This is a genomic window from Leisingera sp. ANG-M7, assembly GCF_000813965.1.
Lineage (GTDB): Bacteria > Pseudomonadota > Alphaproteobacteria > Rhodobacterales > Rhodobacteraceae > Leisingera.
In genome coordinates this window covers 222,034-240,945 of the sequence record NZ_JWLI01000007.1, presented here as the reverse complement: position 1 = coordinate 240,945, position 18,912 = coordinate 222,034, and the positions used below count along the sequence as shown (strand labels likewise).

The window sequence follows — 18,912 nt, the reverse complement described above, 5'->3', positions numbered from 1 at the left end:
TTTGTGACGCGCCTGGTTAGGAAAAGGATGAGCGATGCGGGGCGCTTTACAATGAAAAATTTTACTTTGCGGAAATATAGTTTCATATGCGGCACGAAGGCCGGGCTGATGCCGCATCCCGCGCGGCCAGACCGGCGTTGTGCCGGATTCCGGGCACTGAAGGCAGTTGTTGGCAGTGCCCCGAATCAAACCGGCCTCCGCCTTCTAAACTGGCGCCGATGCCGCGCTGCGGCGGCGCTTTGCCGCCCTGGATTGGGGGTTTGCAGGCTGAAAAGGTGGTGAAGAGCCGCCGATTTGCCCGTGAAAGCTGCGGCATTTTGTTCCCCCGCGCGCGAAATTTTCCTATACTCTCAGAATAATAGCCAAAACATACCGGCACCCTGGGAGGAAAAAGAACATGATCCGCTCTGAGTTGATTCAGAAGATTGCAGACGAAAACCCGCACCTGTATCAGCGGGATGTGGAGAGGATCGTGAACACGGTGTTCGAGGAAGTGACCGATGCCATGGCCCGCGGCGACCGGGTTGAACTGCGCGGCTTTGGCGCCTTTTCGGTCAAGAAGCGGGACGCGCGCACCGGCCGCAACCCGCGCACCGGCGAGACGGTCGAAGTCGAAGAGAAACATGTGCCGTTCTTCAAGACGGGTAAACTCTTGAGGGACCGCCTGAACGGGAAAGCCTGATGCGTTACATTCGCTACGCGGTTCTTGGGGCACTGGCCGTTGTGCTGGTGTCTGTCTGTCTGGCCAACAGCACGGTGGTTGAGCTGAAACTGATGCCGGCGGCCTTTGCCGAACTGGCCGGCTTCAACTACAGCATCGCGCTGCCGCTTTTCGTGGTGGTGCTGGGCGGCGTTGGTGCAGGGCTGGTGATCGGCTTCCTGTGGGAATGGATCCGCGAGCACAAGCACCGCAGCGAAGCAGCCCAGAAGGCCCGCGAAGCACGCAAGCTGAACCGTGAAGTGACCCGGCTCAAGAAGCAGAAGAACGAAGGCAAGGACGAAGTCCTGGCGCTTCTCGAAGACGCGAACTGAGTCGGCAATGACGGACATCCGGGTTAAGATCTGCGGGCTCAGCACCCCGCAGGATGTGGCTGCCGTTGCCGCGGCCGGGGCGGCTTATGCGGGCTTTGTGTTCTTTCCGAAATCGCCGCGCAACGTCTCCATCGCCCAGGCCGCCGCGCTGGCCATCGAAGCCCCGATTGGTCTTTGCAAGGTGGCGCTGACGGTGAACGCCTTTGATGACGAACTGGATGCCATCACCGGCACAGTGCCGCTCGACATGCTGCAGCTTCACGGCAAAGAATCCCCGGAAAGGGTAGCCGAGGTGCGCGCCCGCTATGGCCTGCCGGTGATGAAGGCGGTGGGCATTGCCGATGCCGCCGACATTCCCCAGATCGCGCTTTATGAACAGGTGGCAGATCAGCTCTTGATCGACGCCAAGCCGCCGAAAGAGGCAGAGCTGCCCGGGGGCAACGGCCTCGCCTTTGACTGGCGGCTGCTGGCGGGGCGCAAATACTGGCAGAAACCCTGGATGCTGGCCGGCGGGCTGACACCTGAAAACGTGGCAGAAGCCATCCGCATGACCGGCGCACGCCAGGTTGATGTCTCCTCCGGCGTCGAAAGCGCACCGGGCGAAAAAGATGCGGCTCTGATTGACGCCTTCACCAAGGCGGCCCGCGCCGCCCGCGGCTGACGCCCTGCATTTCCCATTGGCAGCGATGGCGGCTCCGCCGGGATTTGAGTATTTGGGGAAAGATGAAAACACCGGGCCTGCACCTTCATCTTTCCAAAAATACTCACTGCGCGGCATCAGCGGCACACGCGGCGCCCAGGGAGTTGCGCACCCTGCGTACGCTGGTCTCACGGGATCTTAAGCGGCGTGCGGCAAAGTCCCAATTGATCGCGGTCACTGCCGGGCCTGACACCCCCGGCACATTGGAACAGGGCCCTTTGGCAGGGGCACGCACAGACGACGTTTCGCGTGGGGGAGCAACCCTCCCGTCCCGCCTCCGCCGCTTGGCGGCGCCGCCATCCTTAACCTTCCGGCCTTTTGACAGGCAGATCACAGCAGAAACCAGCAGCATACCGGCAGGGCAGGGGCCCTGGCCGGATGCAGCCGCTTGCGCAATCTCCCTTTACCAAGGCGCTGGCGCGCTATAGTCATGGCGGGCGCTGCGAAAGTGAGGGAAGAACCATGGCCGACGATCTTTTCAACAGCTTCATGAACGGTCCGGACGAACAGGGCCGCTTTGGCATCTTTGGCGGGCGTTTCGTATCTGAAACCCTGATGCCGCTGATCCTGAGCCTTGAGGAAGAATATAACAAAGCCAAGGACGACCCCTCCTTCTGGGCCGAGATGGAAGACCTGTGGAAACACTATGTCGGCCGGCCCAGCCCGCTCTATTTTGCGGAGCGCCTGACGGCGGAACTGGGCGGCGCCAAGATCTATATGAAGCGCGACGAGCTTAATCACACCGGCGCGCATAAGGTGAACAACGTGCTGGGCCAGATCCTGCTGGCGCGGCGCATGGGCAAGACCCGCATCATCGCCGAAACCGGCGCCGGGCAGCACGGGGTGGCCACCGCCACCGTCTGCGCCAAGTTCGGGCTCAAGTGCATCGTCTACATGGGCGCGCACGACGTGAAGCGGCAGGCGCCCAACGTGTTCCGCATGCGCCTCCTGGGTGCTGAGGTGATCCCGGTGACATCGGGCCGCGGCACCCTGAAGGACGCAATGAACGACGCGCTGCGCGACTGGGTGACCAACGTGCGCGACACCTTCTATTGCATCGGCACCGCGGCCGGTCCGCACCCCTATCCGGCAATGGTGCGCGATTTCCAGTCGGTCATCGGCAAGGAAGTCCGCTGGCAGCTGGCTGAGCAAGAAGGCGAAGGCCGCCTGCCGGACACCGTGATTGCCGCAATCGGCGGCGGCTCCAACGCCATCGGGTTGTTCTACCCGTTCCTGGATGATGCTTCCGTCAGCATCATCGGCGTCGAGGCCGGCGGCAAGGGTGTTGATGACCGGATGCAGCATTGCGCGTCGCTGACCGGCGGCCGCCCCGGCGTGCTGCACGGCAACCGCACATACCTGCTGCAGGATGAGGATGGCCAGATCCAGGAAGGCTTCTCGATCTCAGCTGGTCTCGACTATCCCGGCATCGGGCCGGAGCATTCCTGGCTGCACGACACGGGGCGCGCCCAGTATGTGTCGATCACCGACAAGGAAGCGCTGGAAGCCTTCCAGGTCAGCTGCCGCACCGAGGGCATCATCCCGGCGCTGGAGCCTTCCCACGCGCTGGCCCATGTGATGAAGATCGCGCCGGAGCTGCCCAAGGGCCACATCATCGTGATGAACATGTGCGGCCGCGGCGACAAGGACGTGTTTACGGTCGCCAAGCACCTGGGCTTTGACATGTCCGACACCGAAGAGGGCCGCACCTTCGAGGAGTAAGTTCGGACAATGCTGCAACAGAACAGGCGCCCCGCGGGGCGCCTTTTTCATTTCTTCATGCGCATCGCGGCTGATTAGGCCGGGTCGGCGGCATAGCTTTGCAGCACGCTCAGCGGCACGATGTCCAGTGCCCGCATGTGGGTCGCCTCCAGCAGGACCTTGGGCGCGCAGCCTTCATCCGCGGCTTGCAGAAAGCGGGCGGCGCACAGGCACCAGCGGTCGCCGGGCTGAAGGCCCGTAAAGCTGAACTCGGGGCGCGGTGTCGACAGGTCGTTGCCAACGTATTTTGAGAACGCCAGGAACTCTGCCGTGGTGACCACGCAGACAGTGTGGCTGCCCTGATCCTCGGCGCAGGTGTTGCAATGGCCGTCGCGGAAGAACCCGGTCACCGGGCCATTGGAGCAGAGCGCAAGCGGGCCGCCCAATACGTTGATGCTGTCGTCTTTGTCCATCGAAGGCCTGCCCTTCCTGCGTGCCCCTGTAAGAGTAGTGCGATTGCACGGTGCGTCCCGGTATTTCCGGTGCCAGGGGCGGAGATGTCAAACGCAAACCGCCCGCCAGCGGGGCTGGCGGGCGGCTGAAAACTCACCTGAAAAACGGATCAGGTGTTGAACAGGAAATGCAGCACGTCGCCGTCCTTGACGACATAGCTCTTGCCTTCGGCCCGCATCTTGCCGGCTTCCTTGGCACCCTGTTCGCCATTGCAGGCGATAAAATCGTCATAGGCGATGGTTTCGGCCCGGATGAAGCCCTTCTCAAAGTCGCCGTGGATGACGCCCGCCGCCTGCGGTGCCGCGGTGCCGGTGCGGATTGTCCAGGCGCGTGCTTCTTTGGGGCCGACGGTAAAGTATGTTTCTAGGTGCAGCAGTTCGTAGCCCGCGCGGATCAGACGGTCGAGCCCGGCTTCTTCCAGACCCATTTCCTCCAGGAACATCTGGGCTTCTTCGGCTTCCAGCTGGCTGATCTCTTCCTCGATCTGGGCAGAGATGATCACATGGGAGTTGCCTTGTGCAGCAGCCATTTCGGCGACCTTGGCGGAGTGGGCGTTGCCCTCGACCGATTCCGACTCACCCACGTTGCAAACGTAAAGCACCGGCTTGGTTGTCAGCAGCTGCAGCATCTTCCAGGCCTTGGCGTCTTCGGCATCAACCTCGACCAGGCGGGCAGGCTTGCCGTCTTCCAGCATCGCCTGCGCAGCGGCCAGAAGGCGGTCCTGCTGCTGGGCTTCCTTGTCGTTGCCCTTCAGCTTGCGCACCAGGTTGGCACGGCGCTTCTCGATGCTTTCGAGGTCGGCCAGCATCAGCTCGGTCTCGATCACCTCGGCGTCGGTCACCGGATCGACGCGGCCGTCCACATGGGTCACGTCGCCGTCTTCAAAGCAGCGCAGCACATGGGCAATCGCATCGGTTTCGCGGATGTTGGCCAGGAACTGGTTGCCCAGACCTTCGCCCTTGGAGGCGCCCTTAACCAGGCCTGCGATGTCGACGAAGGTCATCCGTGTCGGGATGATCTGCTTGGAGCCGGCAATCGCCGCCAGCTTGTCCAGCCGTGCGTCCGGCACACCGACTTCACCCACGTTGGGTTCGATGGTGCAGAACGGAAAGTTGGCCGCCTGCGCCGAGGCGGTTTTGGTCAGTGCGTTGAACAGCGTCGATTTACCCACGTTGGGCAGGCCGACGATTCCCATTTTAAAGCCCATTGCGGCCTCCTGATGCCATTTGGGAGCTGCTTCTAGGCAGCATTGCACGCCCGCGCAAGCCAAGTCTGTCTGGCAGAACTGCCACAGTTGCGAACTGTGTGCCGCTTCACAGACAGTATGCACACTGATTTTCCATAAGCCCCTTGGCAAATGTTTAGGGAGTTTTAGAAGACTCCTGAAAAAGCTTGGCCAAAAGTCATTATTTTCCGAGGGGCTGGAAATGAAAAAGACAACTCTGCTGGCGGCTGCGGTTTCGGCAGCCATGGCGGCACCCGCTGCGGCGCAGGAAGTGACACTGGGGCTGGGGTATTCCGATTACCACCGGGAGACCGCGGAAAACGGCGCCCTTTTTGCTGCCGAATACCTGCACACGCCGTTTTACGAAAAGGGGCGTATGTCGGCGCGCTTTGGCGGCACTTTGCAGGTGGTGGAGACCGGTGATGTTTTTGCCGGTATCGGCATCAGCGGCCTGATCGACCTGAACAACAACTGGTTCATCGAAACCAGCGTCATGCCCGGCGCCTATCACGAAAGCTCGCCGGAGAACGATCTGGGGTCCGCCTTCGAGATCCGCAGCCTGCTGGCGGTGGGCAAGCGGTTCCAGAACGGCAAGGCCGTGTCGCTGGCCATCAGCCACAAGTCCAACGCCTCCACCGCGGATGAAAACCCAGGCGTGAACTCGCTGACCCTGCGCTGGCATATTCCGCTGGGCAGCTGAGCCGGGCCGCCGGACCTCGCGCGGGATTGATTTCCCTCGCAACATTCGGCACACCGGGGCGGACAGATTTCAAAAGGCCCGCCCATGACCCGTATCGATGCCAAATTCGCCGAACTGAATGCCGTCGGCAAGAAAGCCTTTGTCACCTATGTGATGGCGGGCGACCCTGATTACGACACCTCGCTGGAGGTGGTGAAGGGGCTGCCGGGCGCCGGTGTCGACATTATCGAGCTGGGCCTGCCGTTCACCGATCCGATGGCGGACGGACCGACCATCCAGCTGGCGGGCCAGCGGGCGCTCGACGGCGGCATGACGCTGGAAAAGACGCTGCAGCTGGCAGCCGATTTCCGCAAAGACGACGACACCACCCCGATCGTGCTGATGGGCTACTACAACCCGATCTACAACCGCGGCGTGGAGAAATTCCTGGAGGATGCCAAGGCTGCCGGCATCGACGGGCTGATCGTGGTGGACCTGCCGCCGGAAGAAGATGACGAGCTGTGCATCCCCGCGCAAAAGGCGGGGCTGAATTTCATCCGCCTGGCGACCCCCACCACCGACGACGCGCGCCTGCCCAAGGTGCTGCAGAACACGTCGGGCTTTGTCTATTATGTCTCGATCACCGGCATCACCGGCGCGGCTGAGGCCGAGGCCGGCGATGTGGGCCCCGAGGTTGCCCGCATCAAGGCCGCGACCGATCTGCCAATCATCGTGGGCTTTGGCATCAACACGCCGGAAAAGGCGCAGAACATCGCCTCGATCTCTGATGGCGCGGTGGTGGGCAGTGCCATCGTTAGCCAGATCGGCGCAGGCAAGTCCCCGGCAGAGGTGCTGGCGTTTGTGAAGTCCCTGGCGGACGGCGCCCACAAGGGCTGAGGCTCGTTCCCAAATCAGGTTTGAAAACCGCGCCTTCGGGCGCGGTTTTTGCGTTTCAAAGGGTGCGGCAAACGGGGCGTTGCTTTTGCTGGCTTGAATTGGTAAAGAAACTTTACCAAATGAGATCGGGAGAGAATCCAGTGCCGGTGATCACCAATATCAACGACCTGAAGCGCATCTATGAACGCCGTGTGCCGCGGATGTTCTATGACTACGCCGAAAGCGGCAGCTGGACTGAGCAGACCTTCCGCGAGAACACCTCAGACTTTGAGCAGATTCGCCTGCGCCAGCGGGTGGCGGTGGATATGACCGGACGCACCACGGCAACCCGGATGATCGGCCAGGACGTGGCGATGCCGGTGGCACTGGCACCGGTGGGGCTGACGGGCATGCAGCACGCCGATGGCGAGATCAAAGCGGCGCGCGCAGCGGAAGAGTTCGGGGTGGCGTTCACGCTCTCCACCATGTCGATCAACTCGATCGAGGAGGTGGCGGAGGCGACTACCAAACCTTTCTGGTTCCAGCTTTATACCATGAAGGACGAGGACTATATCCGCCGCCTGATCCAACGCGCCAAGGATGCCAAGTGCTCGGCACTTGTGATTACGCTGGACCTGCAGATCCTGGGCCAGCGCCACAAGGATCTGAAGAACGGGTTGTCCGCCCCGCCGAAACTGACACCGGCCACCATCGCCAACCTGATGACCAAATGGACCTGGGGCCTACAGATGCTGGGCGCCAAGCGGCGCAACTTCGGCAACATCGTAGGTCATGTGCACGGTGTCTCCGACACCTCGCAGTTGGGCGCCTGGACGGCGGAGCAGTTCGACCCTGCTCTGGACTGGGGCAAGGTTGAAAAGCTGATGGAGATGTGGGGCGGCAAGGTGATCCTGAAGGGGATCCTGGACGCCGAGGACGCGAAAATGGCTGCAAAACTGGGCGCTGATGCCATCGTGGTTTCCAACCACGGCGGGCGGCAGCTGGATGGCGCGCTGAGTTCCATCCGGATGCTGCCGGAAATCATGGATGCCGTCGGCAGTGATGTCGAAGTGCATCTGGACAGCGGCATCCGCTCCGGCCAGGACGTGCTGAAGGCGCTGGCGCTGGGGGCCAAGGGCACTATGATTGGGCGCGCCTTTGTCTATGGTCTGGGTGCCATGGGGCAGAAGGGCGTGACTGCAGCGCTGGAAGTGATCCAAAAGGAACTGGACACCACCATGGCGCTGTGCGGCGAACGCTCAGTCGAGGGACTGGGGCGCCATAACCTGCTGATCCCGGAGGACTTCGGCGGCCGCTGGCAAGCGTGAAGCCAGCGCAATAACGACAATCGAACGGAGTTTTTGCTGTCCAAGCCTCCCGTATGCGCGCAGCTTTGAGTTGTTTGATTTGGCATCGGGAGGTTTTGATGCGGACGTTTTTAGCAACCTGCGCAATTGGTGCGGCAGCGATGGCGGCGCCGGCGGCGGCGCAGACGGTTTATGTCAATCAGGGCAGCGACTGGACACCCAGCCTACGCCAGCAGTTCTACACTCAGGATCAGGGCGCGCGGATCATGCCGATTGCCTGGATGCGGGCGCTGACCCTGCCGGATGGCGAGGCGTTTCTGCATGATGCGCTGGCGCGTTATGGCTATTTGCCAATGGCCGGGCGGCAGGAGGCGGATCTGCCTGCGGGTTTCACCACCAATGGCAGCGGCGCGGATATGGCGGTGGGGATGACCTGTTCCGCCTGCCACACCCGCCAGATTGAGGTCAGCGGCACCGCCTACAGGATCGACGGCGGCCCCGGCATTGTCGATTTTCAGAGCTTCCTGAAGGATCTGGACGATGCGGTGCTGGCGGTTCTGGCGGATGCTGATGCTTTTGACGGTTTTGCGGACAAGGTGCTGGGAAGCAGCGCTTCGGTGTCTGAACGCAGCGCGTTGAAGGCAGAGGTGGAGGTCTGGAGCAACCGTTTCCACACACTGATCGACCGTTCGCTGCCGGACCCGGCCTGGGGACCAGCGCGGCTGGACGCGGTGTCGATGATCTTCAACCGTCTGGCGGGGCTGGATATCGGCGAAGCCTCCGATGATTATCTGATTCCGGAAAATATTGCCGTGGCCGATGCCCCCACCCGCTACCCGTTCCTGTGGAACGCGGCGCGGCAGGACTTCACCCAATGGCCGGGGTTCTCGGCCAATGGCAACGACCTGCTGGGGCTGTCGCGCAACCTGGGCGAGGTTTATGGCGTCTTTGCCGACTTCCGCCCGCAGCCGCAGTCCGGGCTGCTGTTCAACCGCGACTACGTCTCGCAGAACTCCGCCAATTGGGACGGGCTGAAAGAGCTGGAGGAATGGATCTGGGATATTGGCGCGCCGCAATGGCCGTGGGAGCTGGACCAAGGCCTGGCGGTGCAGGGCGAGGCGGTGTTCAACCGAACCGCGGCAGAGGGCGGCTGTGTGTCCTGTCACGGCAAGAAGAAGGGCAAGTTCCGCTCGATCTTCCACACCACATGGGAAACGCCGATCCTGGATGCGGGCACCGACACGCGGGAATGCGGGGTGCTGACCCGTATGGTCAAGACCGGCGTGCTGGACGGTGCGTCGATCCCGCTGACCGGCACCACATTGGGCGCGGAGGCAAAGGCGTTCGATGTGCTGGCTGTGTCGGTGATCGGCGCCATCGTGCAGCATTCGCTGGGAGCCGTTGGCGAGGATTTCGTCAAGACCGCCAAGGCAGCAGAGGCAACGCCGGGCAACGCCGACGACCGCCAGGCGCTGTCGCAGTTTGACGATCTGCGCAAGGCCTTCCCGACGGGCGACAACGCGGGGTTGCTGAAATCCGCGGCGGAGCCAGGCTGCAAATACGAGGCCCGGGTGCTGGACGGGATCTGGGCTGCTGCGCCTTATCTGCACAACGGCTCGGTACCGACGCTGCGCGACCTGCTGACCGCGCCTGCTGACAGGCCGGCGTCGTTCAAGCCCGGCCCGAACTACGATATCGAGGCAGTGGGTATGGCGGCAGAACAGACCGCCTTTGGCCACGTGATCGAGACCACGGGCTGCGATCAGCTTGATTCGGGCAACAGCCGCTGCGGCCACGACTACGGCACCAGCCTGCCTGAGGCGGACAAAAAGGCGCTGCTGGAGTACCTGAAGTCGATCTAAGTCCGGAAAATGCCGCTGCAGCCCTGCCTGCAAGGGCTGCGGCGGTATGAAACCCCTTTCCAAACTGGCTGAACGGGGCTATAGGCACGGCTTCACGCGGGGTGACAGCCTTGGAGGCACCCCGCCCCAGACATATTGGAGAATAGACATGGCAAAAGAGATTCCTGATCTCGTAGCCGAAGTACGTGCGGGGACGGGCAAGGGCGCCGCTCGCGCTGCGCGCCGCGCAGGCATGGTACCGGGCGTTGTTTACGGTGGCGATGCGGATCCCGTTGCGATCCAGATCCCGTTCAACGTTCTGCTGAAAAAACTGAAAGCCGGCCAGTTCAAGTCCACCCTGTGGAACCTGAAAGTGGAAGGCCAGGAAGACGTGCGCGTGATTTGCCGCGACGTTCAGCGCGACGTGGTGAAGGACCTGCCGACCCACCTCGACCTGATGCGCCTGCGCCGCACCTCGAAAGTCAACCTGTTTATCCCGGTTGAGTTCGTCAACGAAGACCAGGCCCCCGGCATCAAGAAGGGCGGCATGCTGAACGTGACCCGTCCTGAGGTTGAGCTGGTTGTGACCGCCGGCGACATCCCCGAGAAGCTGGTTGTCGACATGGCAGGCCTGAACATTGGCGACGTTGTCACCATTTCGTCGATCGAGCTGCCGTCCGGCGCCAAGCCGACCATCGACCGCGACTTCGTGATCGCCAACATTGCATCCCCGGGCGGCCTGACCTCCTCGGATGACGAAGACGGCGAAGGCGAAGAAGGCGAAGCAGTGGAAGCAGCTGCCGAAGAATAAGACCTGCGCCCATCGGGCAACGGTTTTGCGGGCTCCCGATCGGGGGCCCGTTTTCTTTTGTGCGGCGGGCCCTTTGCAGGTGATTGACTTTTGCCCGCGCGGCTGTCCCATTTCGGTCTGAGGACGGGAGGAGACGGGCATGGCGGACTACGATATCGCCGTTGCGGGCGCGGGCATAGTGGGGATGAGCTGCGCGCTCTGGGCGCAAATGCGCGGCCACAAGGTATTGCTGATCGACCCGGAGGATCCGGGATCGGGTACCAGCTATGGCAACGCCTGCACGCTGGCGACCTATGCCTGCCTGCCGGTGAATGATCCCTCGGTGCTGTCCTCGCTGCCCAGCCTGATGTTCTCCAAGGACAGCCCGTTGTCGCTGTCCTATGCCCATGCGCTGCGTAATCCGCGCTGGATGCTGTCTTTCCTTGCAAACTGCCGTGCCGCGCCCGCACGCCGGATCGCGGGCCATCTTGCGGATTTGCTCTCGCATGCCGATGCCGGGATCAATCCGCTGATCGAGGCCGCGAGCGCGCAGGATCTGGTGGTGGAGCGCGGCCAGCTGTCGGTCTGGTCAACAGAGAAGGCCGCCAAGGCTGCCAGCGATGGGCTGGAGCGTCGCCGCGCTCTGGGTGTGCCCTGGCGCGAGGTGGACCCTGAGGCAGCGCTGGAGATGGAACCGGGGCTGCACCTGCCCATCAGGCGCGCGGTGCATTTCCATGCAGCCCGCAGTTTGCGCGATCCGCAGGAGTTCATCACCCGGATGCACCGGGCCTTTGCCTCCCTGGGCGGCGCAACCCTGCGTGCCAAGGCAGAGGCGGTCAGTGCCTCGGGCACTGGCGTGGAGCTGCTGGCAGGCGGGCAGGGCATTACCGCCAATCATGCGGTGATTGCCAGCGGTGCGTTCTCCAACCGGATCGAGGGGGCAGGCACGCGGAAGCTGCCGCTTGGCACCGAGCGCGGCTACCACGTGATGTTTGAGGACGAGGCGCACCGGGTGACGCGGCCCGTGGGCTGGGGAGAGGCCGGGTTTTATGCGGTGCCCCATGCGCAAGGCCTGCGGCTCACGGGCACGGTGGAGATCGCGGCGCTGGATGCGCCGATGAACACGCGCCGGCTGGCCTATATCGCCCGCAAGGGGGCTGAGATGCTGGGGCCGCTGCCCGCGCCCAGCAGCGAATGGCTGGGTTACCGCCCGACACTGCCGGATTCGCTGCCGGTCATTGGGCGCAGCCCGCAGTCGGACCGGGTGCTTTATGCCTTTGGCCACCAGCATATCGGGCTGACCCTGGGCGGCATTACCGGGCGGCTGATCACGGACCTGGCGGAAGGCCGCCAGCCCAACGTGGATCTGGCGCCTTTTGCAGCGGACCGCAGCTTTGCCTGACGCCGCGCGGGTCTGGATTCCGCGGCCCAAATAGGGCATCACTCGGTTTCCTTGAAACGCAGATCGGGCAGGTCCCCCATGAAACTCTTTGTCGGTCTTGGCAATCCCGGCCCGAAGTATGAGCGCAACCGCCATAACATTGGCTTCATGGCGCTGGACCGGATTGCTGGCGATCACGGGTTTTCACCATGGAAATCCAAGTTCCAGGCGCTGATCTGCGAAGGTAATCTTGGCGGCGAGAAAGTGCTGCTCTTGAAGCCGCAGACCTTCATGAACCTGTCCGGCCAGTCGGTTGGGGAGGCGATGCGGTTCTACAAACTGATACCCGCCGATGTGGTGGTGCTGCATGACGAGCTGGACCTGGCGCCGGGCAAAGCGCGTATGAAGCAGGGCGGCGGCCATGCCGGCCACAACGGGCTGCGCTCGATCCATTCGCACATCGGCGCGGACTATGGCCGTGTGCGGCTGGGGATCGGCCATCCGGGCCACAAGGACGCGGTGGCGGGCTATGTGCTGCGCGACTTCCCCAAGGCCGACGAGGGCTGGCTGGATGACCTGATGCGCGGGATTTCGGACGGCGCGGCCGAGCTGGCCAAGGGCGATGGCGGCAAGTTCATGAATGCGGTGGCCCTGCGGGTGGCGCCGCCGCGCAGCTCCACCACCAAGCCCAAGGCGGAGGCGAAGCAGCCCGCCCAGAAGGAACTAGCGCCGGATACACGCTCGCCGCTGGAAAAACTGATGGACAAGTTCAAGTAAGCCCAGGCTGAAGACAGAAAGAGACAGGCAGATGGTGAAACTGATTATCGACACCGATCCGGGCATCGACGATGCCATGGCGATCTTCTATGCCGCGGCGGCCCCTGACATCGACCTGCTGGGGCTGACCACGATCTTCGGCAATGTGACCACTGCGACCGCCACCCGGAACGCGCTGCGCCTGCTGGAAGCGGCAGAGCTTGACGTGCCGGTGGCGGCTGGTGCCGCCACTCCCCTGGTGCTGCCGCCGTTCAAGCCTTCGGCCTATGTACATGGTGAGGAAGGGTTTGGCGACATCCCGGCGGCAGATCCCAAGGGCAAGGCGCTGGAGGAAGACGCCGCGGCTTTCCTCTGCCGGATGGCACGCGAACACAAGGGCGAGCTGGTGATTTGCCCGATCGGCCCGCTGACCAATATCGCGCTGGCGATGCAGCGTGATGCGGAGTTCATCAAGAACGTGAAATCCATCGTGGTGATGGGCGGCTCGCTGGAGGAGGGCGGCAATATCACGCCCCACGCCGAGGCCAACATCTACCATGACCCGCACGCGGCGGATGTGGTTTGCCAGGGTGGTTCCAAGGTGGTGTTTGTCGGGCTGGACGTCACTCACCGCATCCTGTGCCTGGCGGAGGATTTCGAGGCAATCGCCGCCAAGTCGCCGGAACTGGGCGGCATGCTGCAGGAGATGTCCTATTTCTACCTGAAGTTCTATCTGGAGGTTGCGGGCAAGAACGGCTGCTCGCTGCATGACCCGGCGGCGGTGATTGCCTGCACCAATCCGGAACTGTTCGGGATGCGTGATGTGGCGCTTGAGGTGTCCTGCGAGGGTGAAAACTCCGGTGCCACGCTGGCTGCACCGGCCAGCGGGCGGGAGCCGGTCAAGGTCTGCATGACGGTCGAGGCAGATGCGGTGAAGGCGCTGTTCCTCAAGCGCCTGGCGCTGCTGCCGTAACCAGCCTGACGGCCTGCGGGCCGTCACGCATACCGCTTGGCCCCGGCCACGCAGAGCACCACAAACGCGGTGGCGCCCAGCATGGCGGGAGCCACCGGCTCTGACAGCAGCCAGCCTGCCAGGATCAGGCCAAGGAACGGCTGCAAGAGCTGCAGCTGCCCCACGCCCGCGGTGCCGCCAAGCGCCAGTCCGCGGTACCAGAACACAAACCCGATCAGCATCGAGAACATCGAGACATAACCGAGGCTGATCCAGACCGGCAGGCTGAGCCCTGCCAAGGTTTCGGGCCGGGCGGCCAGCGCAGTCAGCGCCATTACCGGCAGCGCCAGCGCCAGCGCCCAGGAAATCACCTGCCAGCCGCCCAGCCGCCGCGACAGCTGTGCACCCTCGGCATAACCCAGACCGCATAAGGTAATGGCGGCCAGCATCAGCGCATCGCCAGCCAGCGACACCTCCGCATTCTGCGACAGGGCAAAACCTGCTACAGCCAGGCTGCCGAGGATGGAAAACAGCCAGAACAGCGGGCCGGGCCGTTCTCCGCCGCGCAGAACGCCGAAGATGGCGGTCGCCAGCGGCAGCAGGCCGATGAAGACGGTCGAATGCGCGGCTGTGATATGCTGCAACGCCATCGCGGTCAGCAGCGGAAAGCCGATCACCACTCCGCCCGCGACCAGTGCCAGTGGCAGCAGGTCCTGACGGCGCGGCACCGGCTGGCGCAGCAGCAGGAGCAGCGCGGCACCGGCCACCGCGGCTATGACTGCCCGGGCTGACGTCAGGAACACCGGGTCCAGCATCCCCACCGCAACACGGGTTGCAGGCAGCGATCCGCTGAAGATCACAACGCCCAACATCCCGCTGCCCCAGCCCGAAAATGACGCCTGCATTGCATGTCTCCCTTGTCTTTTGGGCTTTCTAAGACTGCAGGCGTGCCATAGACAGATACGGAGCCATACAGTTTTACAAAACTGTATTGGCGCATGGAGCAATACAGTGAGGTCTCACATGGCACAGCCCTCCCGCCGCGCGCTGGTCATCAATGACATCCGGCGGCGCATCACATCGCGGGCGCTGGTGGCCGGCGACAAGCTGCCGTCAGTCCGCGGCTGTGCGGCCAAGCTGGGCGTTTCGCCTTCCACCGTGGCAGAGGCCTATGATGTTCTGACCGCTGAGGGAGTGATCCGGGCCAGGCGCGGGGCGGGGTTTTATGTCGCCGCCAAGCCGCAGCCCTTTGCGGTGTCTGAGACCGGGCCGCAGCTGGCGCGCGAGGTGGATCCCCTGTGGGTGGCGCGGCAGTCGCTGGACGCCGGCACGGAGGCGCCCAAGCCCGGCTGCGGCTGGCTGCCGGAGGACTGGATGCCGGTGGCCTCACTGCGCCGTGCGATGCGGGCGCTGGCAGCGGCACCGGAGGCGGTGCTGACGGACTATGGCAGTTCCAAGGGCGCAGCCGGGCTGCGGCGCCATATCAGCCGCCAGCTATTCGATCAGGGGCTGGCCTGCCCGCCGGACCAGGTGCTGCTGACCGGCTCCGGTTCGCAGGCGCTGGATCTGGTCTGCCGTATGCTGCTGCGCCCGGGCGACACGGTGCTGGTCGATGATCCCTGCTACTTCAATTTCCAGGCGCTGCTGCGGGCGCACCAGATCCGCATTGTCGGGGTGCCTTACACGCCGGACGGCCCGGATCTGGATCGTTTCGAGGCGGCGCTGGGCGAACATCATCCGCGGCTTTACCTGACCAATTCGGCGCTGCACAACCCAACCGGGACCACGATTACTGCGCCGGTGGCGCACCGGGTGCTGGCGCTGGCCGCGCAGCATGATCTGATCATTGTCGAGGATGACATCTTTGCTGTCTTCGAACCGGAGGTATCCCCGCGGCTGGCTACGCTGGACGGGCTGGAGCGGGTGGTGCGGACCGGCAGTTTTTCAAAGACGCTTTCGGCCTCGCTGCGCTGCGGCTATATCGCGGCCCGCGGCAGCTGGATCGAGGCGCTGACCGATCTGCAGGTTGCAGTGAATTTCAGCGGCCCCAGCCCGATGGTGGCGGAACTGCTGCACACGGTGCTGTCGGATGGCAGTTACCGCAGGCATCTGGAGGCCCTGCGCCACCGGCTGAGCCGCTGCCGGACTGAGGCTCAGGTGCAGCTTGCGGAGCTCGGGATCCGGCCTTGGGTGCAGCCGCGCGGCGGTTTCTACTTGTGGTGCGAGCTGCCGGGCGGGATGGATGCGGCGATGCTGGCGCGCGCGGCGCTGGAGGAGGGGGTGGTTCTGGCACCCGGCAATGTGTTCAGCGTGTCCCAGGGCAGGGCGCCGTTCATGCGGTTCAATGTGAGCCAAATGCAGGACGGCGCCTGCTGGCAGACCCTGGCGCGGCTGCTGGGAGCCGGGGCCGCTGCTGCCGCTGACAGGAAAGGCGCCGGCTGATTGCTTGCCCGCAGTGCGGCCGGCGCTGGGCCTGTTATCCGTAGTCGAGTTTGGACTGCGCAATCAGCGCCTGTGCCGATGCGCGGGTTTCGTAGTTTTCGAGGAAGACGAGATCATGCACCTTACTGGCCTCCTCGATCCGTCTCAAATCCTCTGTCAAGGCGCGGTCATAGAGTTCGGCCGGCGTGCTGCTGCGCCCCTTGACCTCGAACTGGGATCCGAGCACGGCCACCTGCCGGCCGCTGCGCATCAGCTTTGCCATGAAGATCAGATTGAGAAACCTGCTGCCGTCCTTGCGGTGGTTCGCCAGCAGGAAACGCGCTTGTCCGGCTGCCGGGTCCATAAGGAAGTTGCGCATCCGCTCGCGCACGGGGCCGGCACCGTCTTGGGGCTGGAGAAAGCGGCAATTGCGCCCCAGAACCTCATCCGCGCCATAGCCGATAAGCGTGCAGAAGGCGCTGTTGACCCCGGCAAGCGGGCTGTCCGGCAGGGTGGAATCCGCCAGCGAAAGCGCAACACTGCTACGATCGAACGTGTTGAAGAGGGCGGCGAAGCCGCTGTGATCGTTGAAGAATGCTGCCATTGCATCATAGTGATCCGAGCAGCAGCGAGTCGCAACAATAAGTTGCATTTATGACGGCAAAGAACGTTCACGCAATGCGGCTTCCGGCAGGCCGTTTTGACACAGGCAGGGTGCGGCGGTGCGGCCCGTCAGCCCTGGGTGAGCAGCTGGTAGCCCGGATGAGCAACCGCACTGAGACTGGTGATCGGAGCTTCGCCGATCCAGGTGGTGCGCTCCATCACAAACAGCGCGTCTCCGGGCTTGCTCTGAAGTATCTCGCTGTCGCTGGCGGAGCCGGGGCGGGCATAGAGGCGCAGGTCGCAGCGGCTGTAGGGACGGTTGCGGACCAGCCATTCGTTTGCGCTTTCGCGGGTCAGGTCAACGGATGTGATCTCCGGCACAGTTTCCAGGCAGATCCAGCGGTCTTCGAAAATATAGGGGCGGCTGTCGGCCAGGTGCAGCGCCTCGACGCGCAGCATCGGCCGGGCCTCCGGAAGGGCGAAGTTGGCCATGATGGCCGGGCTGGACGGCTGCACGGATTGCCGGATCAGCTGGTAGCCGTAGGTGCTGCCTTTCTGTTCAACCTCAAGCCGGGTGATCGGAATGTTGAGCGTTGCGCGCGTCACCGGGTCGCGCCGCACCGTGGTGCCGCCCTTGCGGCGCCGTTCCACCAGCCCGCTCTGGGCCAGGTCGCGCATCGCCCGGTGAACCGTGGAGCGGGCGCAGCCGAATTGGGCAGCAAACTCTTCGTCACGCGGCAGCTTGTCCCCCGGCCCGTAGGTGGAGTTCAGGATCATCTCCCGGATGCTGTCCCGGATGCTCACCCAGGAATGCCGCTGCTTGTCCGTCATCGTCCTCCCCGGGCCAAACGGGAAAATTCGCTCCGCCGCTCCATATTGCATTCTGCGCGGAAAGGCGAATTGAACCCGCGCAACCGTGATTGACATTATTATGTAGCTACATATTAATGTAAAGCGCGTACAAAAAATCAATATCTGCGCTGCCGTGCGCGGCCCGCCGCAGATGCACCGACAGACGGAGGACTGGAGACATGGAAAGACGCGCATTCTTGAAAGCCGGCGCAATGGGCGCTGCTGCGGCCACGCTGGCCAGCCCGGCCATCGCCCAGGGCAAGATGCAGTGGAAGATGGTCACGGCCTGGCCCAAGAACCTGCCGGGGCCGGGTGTGGCGGCGCAGATGCTGGCCGACCGGATCACCACCCTGTCGGGCGGCCGGATCGAGGTGAAACTGTTTGCCGCGGGCGAACTGGTGCCGGGCCGGGGCGTGTTCGACGCTGTGTCCGAAGGCACGGCTGAGCTGTATCATGCAGTGCCGGCCTATTGGGGCTCCAAGTCCAAGGGCATCCTGCTGTTCGGCTCGCAGCCGTTCGGCCTGCGCGCGGATGAGCAGTTCGGCTGGCTGTACCACGGCGGCGGCCAGGCATTGTATGACGAGATGTACGGCCGTTTCGGCATCAAGCCGTTTCTGTGCGGCAACTCCGGCCCGCAGTGGGGCGGCTGGTTTAAGACAGAGATCAACTCTGCCGAGGACCTGAAGGGGCTGAAGTTCCGCACCACTGGCCTGGCGTCGGAAATGGCTTCGAAGCTGGGGATGGCCGCGGAGGCCACCAGCGGCCCGGCGATGTTCCAGGGCCTGCAGACCGGTGCGCTGGACGCGGGTGAGTTCATCGGCCCCTGGACCGACAGCGCGCTTGGCTATTACCAGGTGGCCAAGAACTATTACTGGCCCGGCGTGGGTGAGCCGTCCTCGGCTGAGGAATGCGGCGTTAATGCCAATGTCTTCGCCGAGCTGCCCGATGACCTGAAACAGGTTGTGTCGCTGGCCTGCGAGAGCCTCTACAACCCGGTCTGGACCGAATACACCACCAAACATGCGCTGGCGCTCAAGAAGATGGTCGACGAGGACGGCGTGCAGGTGAAGATGTTCCCAGAAGACGTGATCGCCGCAATGGGCGCTGCCGCCAAGGAGGTGATTGCTGAACTGCAGGAGGACGAGGATGAGCTGGTGCGCCGCATCACCGAAAGCTTCCTGGCCTACCGTGACAGTGTTGGCGGCTACATGAGCTATGCCGATAATGGTCAGATGAATGCCCGCGCCTCGGTGATGGGTTACTGAAAACGGCAAGACAGCCGG

General features: G+C 63.5%; 19 protein-coding genes. 14 read left to right on the top strand and 5 right to left on the bottom strand.

Annotated elements, in window-relative coordinates:
- Window positions 1-358: 358 nt before the first annotated feature.
- From ihfB to trpB, 4 genes are all read left to right on the top strand, one after another.
- Window positions 359-682 (top strand): integration host factor subunit beta, encoded by a 324-nt coding sequence (gene ihfB / locus RA26_RS11190; protein WP_271906704.1) that lies wholly within the window; start codon window positions 359-361, stop codon window positions 680-682.
- The gene (locus RA26_RS11185) at window positions 682-1,032 is read left to right on the top strand and encodes a lipopolysaccharide assembly protein LapA domain-containing protein (RefSeq protein ID WP_039183745.1); all 351 of its coding nucleotides are present in this window, start codon (window positions 682-684) and stop codon (window positions 1,030-1,032) included. Before ihfB ends, RA26_RS11185 begins: the two co-directional genes overlap by 1 nt.
- 7 nt (window positions 1,033-1,039) lie before the next feature.
- Complete coding sequence (locus RA26_RS11180) at window positions 1,040-1,693, top strand: phosphoribosylanthranilate isomerase (RefSeq protein WP_039183744.1); 654 nt, start codon at window positions 1,040-1,042, stop codon at window positions 1,691-1,693.
- Window positions 1,694-2,194: 501 nt separating this feature from the next.
- Entirely contained in the window at window positions 2,195-3,454 is a 1,260-nt protein-coding gene (trpB, locus tag RA26_RS11175) for a tryptophan synthase subunit beta (RefSeq protein WP_039183743.1), read from the top strand.
- A gap of 74 nt (window positions 3,455-3,528) precedes the next feature.
- On the opposite strand, the gene RA26_RS11170 is transcribed toward trpB, so the two are convergent.
- Window positions 3,529-3,906, bottom strand: a complete 378-nt coding sequence (locus RA26_RS11170; RefSeq protein ID WP_039183742.1) for a DUF2237 family protein — start codon at window positions 3,904-3,906, stop codon at window positions 3,529-3,531.
- 149 nt (window positions 3,907-4,055) lie between these two features.
- On the bottom strand, window positions 4,056-5,153 hold the full coding sequence (ychF, locus tag RA26_RS11165) for a redox-regulated ATPase YchF (protein ID WP_039183741.1): 1,098 nt from the start codon (window positions 5,151-5,153) through the stop codon (window positions 4,056-4,058).
- A gap of 220 nt (window positions 5,154-5,373) precedes the next feature.
- Here ychF and RA26_RS11160 point away from each other — a divergent pair, with 220 nt between their 5' ends.
- The 8 genes from RA26_RS11160 to RA26_RS11125 all read left to right on the top strand — a co-directional run bounded on the left by RA26_RS11160 (window position 5,374) and on the right by RA26_RS11125 (window position 13,774).
- On the top strand, window positions 5,374-5,871 hold the full coding sequence (locus tag RA26_RS11160; protein WP_039183740.1) for an acyloxyacyl hydrolase: 498 nt from the start codon (window positions 5,374-5,376) through the stop codon (window positions 5,869-5,871).
- An 84-nt stretch (window positions 5,872-5,955) separates the two neighbouring features.
- Entirely contained in the window at window positions 5,956-6,747 is a 792-nt protein-coding gene (gene trpA / locus RA26_RS11155; protein WP_039183739.1) for a tryptophan synthase subunit alpha, read from the top strand.
- Between the two features lie 140 nt (window positions 6,748-6,887).
- Entirely contained in the window at window positions 6,888-8,054 is a 1,167-nt protein-coding gene (locus tag RA26_RS11150; RefSeq protein WP_039183738.1) for an alpha-hydroxy acid oxidase, read from the top strand.
- 98 nt (window positions 8,055-8,152) lie between these two features.
- Window positions 8,153-9,895: a di-heme-cytochrome C peroxidase gene (locus tag RA26_RS11145; protein ID WP_039183737.1), complete on the top strand. Its 1,743-nt coding sequence runs from the start codon at window positions 8,153-8,155 to the stop codon at window positions 9,893-9,895.
- A gap of 148 nt (window positions 9,896-10,043) precedes the next feature.
- Window positions 10,044-10,685 (top strand): 50S ribosomal protein L25/general stress protein Ctc, encoded by a 642-nt coding sequence (locus tag RA26_RS11140; RefSeq protein ID WP_039183736.1) that lies wholly within the window; start codon window positions 10,044-10,046, stop codon window positions 10,683-10,685.
- Window positions 10,686-10,824: 139 nt separating this feature from the next.
- Window positions 10,825-12,066: an NAD(P)/FAD-dependent oxidoreductase gene (locus tag RA26_RS11135; protein WP_039183735.1), complete on the top strand. Its 1,242-nt coding sequence runs from the start codon at window positions 10,825-10,827 to the stop codon at window positions 12,064-12,066.
- A gap of 78 nt (window positions 12,067-12,144) precedes the next feature.
- The gene (gene pth / locus RA26_RS11130) at window positions 12,145-12,822 is read left to right on the top strand and encodes an aminoacyl-tRNA hydrolase (protein WP_039183734.1); all 678 of its coding nucleotides are present in this window, start codon (window positions 12,145-12,147) and stop codon (window positions 12,820-12,822) included.
- Between the two features lie 31 nt (window positions 12,823-12,853).
- Entirely contained in the window at window positions 12,854-13,774 is a 921-nt protein-coding gene (locus RA26_RS11125) for a nucleoside hydrolase (protein ID WP_039183733.1), read from the top strand.
- Window positions 13,775-13,797: 23 nt separating this feature from the next.
- Here RA26_RS11125 and RA26_RS11120 read toward each other — a convergent pair whose 3' ends face one another.
- Window positions 13,798-14,658: a DMT family transporter gene (locus RA26_RS11120; RefSeq protein WP_039183732.1), complete on the bottom strand. Its 861-nt coding sequence runs from the start codon at window positions 14,656-14,658 to the stop codon at window positions 13,798-13,800.
- A gap of 118 nt (window positions 14,659-14,776) precedes the next feature.
- Here RA26_RS11120 and RA26_RS11115 point away from each other — a divergent pair, with 118 nt between their 5' ends.
- Window positions 14,777-16,195: an aminotransferase-like domain-containing protein gene (locus tag RA26_RS11115; RefSeq protein WP_039183731.1), complete on the top strand. Its 1,419-nt coding sequence runs from the start codon at window positions 14,777-14,779 to the stop codon at window positions 16,193-16,195.
- A 34-nt stretch (window positions 16,196-16,229) separates the two neighbouring features.
- Here RA26_RS11115 and RA26_RS11110 read toward each other — a convergent pair whose 3' ends face one another.
- Window positions 16,230-16,778 carry a PAS domain-containing protein gene (locus tag RA26_RS11110; RefSeq protein WP_052272386.1) on the bottom strand — a complete coding sequence of 183 codons (549 nt, stop codon included), beginning with the start codon at window positions 16,776-16,778 and terminating at the stop codon, window positions 16,230-16,232.
- 128 nt (window positions 16,779-16,906) lie between these two features.
- Window positions 16,907-17,608 (bottom strand): GntR family transcriptional regulator, encoded by a 702-nt coding sequence (locus RA26_RS11105; protein ID WP_039183730.1) that lies wholly within the window; start codon window positions 17,606-17,608, stop codon window positions 16,907-16,909.
- A 200-nt stretch (window positions 17,609-17,808) separates the two neighbouring features.
- On the opposite strand from RA26_RS11105, the gene RA26_RS11100 reads away from it, so the two are divergent.
- A complete protein-coding gene (locus tag RA26_RS11100; protein WP_039183729.1) occupies window positions 17,809-18,894 on the top strand; it encodes a TRAP transporter substrate-binding protein in 1,086 nt (361 codons plus the stop codon).
- The last annotated feature ends 18 nt before the right edge of the window (window positions 18,895-18,912 follow it).

Excerpts from the sequence above, each read along its gene's own strand:
- RA26_RS11185 (WP_039183745.1), top strand. The coding sequence starts at position 682 with ATGCGTTACATTCGCTACGCGGTTCTTGGGGCACTGGCCGTTGTGCTG.
- RA26_RS11180 (WP_039183744.1), top strand. The coding sequence starts at position 1,040 with ATGACGGACATCCGGGTTAAGATCTGCGGGCTCAGCACCCCGCAGGAT.
- trpB (WP_039183743.1), top strand. The coding sequence starts at position 2,195 with ATGGCCGACGATCTTTTCAACAGCTTCATGAACGGTCCGGACGAACAG.
- RA26_RS11170 (WP_039183742.1), bottom strand. The coding sequence starts at position 3,906 with ATGGACAAAGACGACAGCATCAACGTATTGGGCGGCCCGCTTGCGCTC.
- ychF (WP_039183741.1), bottom strand. The coding sequence starts at position 5,153 with ATGGGCTTTAAAATGGGAATCGTCGGCCTGCCCAACGTGGGTAAATCG.
- RA26_RS11160 (WP_039183740.1), top strand. The coding sequence starts at position 5,374 with ATGAAAAAGACAACTCTGCTGGCGGCTGCGGTTTCGGCAGCCATGGCG.
- trpA (WP_039183739.1), top strand. The coding sequence starts at position 5,956 with ATGACCCGTATCGATGCCAAATTCGCCGAACTGAATGCCGTCGGCAAG.
- RA26_RS11145 (WP_039183737.1), top strand. The coding sequence starts at position 8,153 with ATGCGGACGTTTTTAGCAACCTGCGCAATTGGTGCGGCAGCGATGGCG.
- RA26_RS11140 (WP_039183736.1), top strand. The coding sequence starts at position 10,044 with ATGGCAAAAGAGATTCCTGATCTCGTAGCCGAAGTACGTGCGGGGACG.
- RA26_RS11135 (WP_039183735.1), top strand. The coding sequence starts at position 10,825 with ATGGCGGACTACGATATCGCCGTTGCGGGCGCGGGCATAGTGGGGATG.
- pth (WP_039183734.1), top strand. The coding sequence starts at position 12,145 with ATGAAACTCTTTGTCGGTCTTGGCAATCCCGGCCCGAAGTATGAGCGC.
- RA26_RS11125 (WP_039183733.1), top strand. The coding sequence starts at position 12,854 with ATGGTGAAACTGATTATCGACACCGATCCGGGCATCGACGATGCCATG.
- RA26_RS11120 (WP_039183732.1), bottom strand. The coding sequence starts at position 14,658 with ATGCAGGCGTCATTTTCGGGCTGGGGCAGCGGGATGTTGGGCGTTGTG.
- RA26_RS11115 (WP_039183731.1), top strand. The coding sequence starts at position 14,777 with ATGGCACAGCCCTCCCGCCGCGCGCTGGTCATCAATGACATCCGGCGG.
- RA26_RS11110 (WP_052272386.1), bottom strand. The coding sequence starts at position 16,778 with ATGGCAGCATTCTTCAACGATCACAGCGGCTTCGCCGCCCTCTTCAAC.
- RA26_RS11105 (WP_039183730.1), bottom strand. The coding sequence starts at position 17,608 with ATGACGGACAAGCAGCGGCATTCCTGGGTGAGCATCCGGGACAGCATC.
- RA26_RS11100 (WP_039183729.1), top strand. The coding sequence starts at position 17,809 with ATGGAAAGACGCGCATTCTTGAAAGCCGGCGCAATGGGCGCTGCTGCG.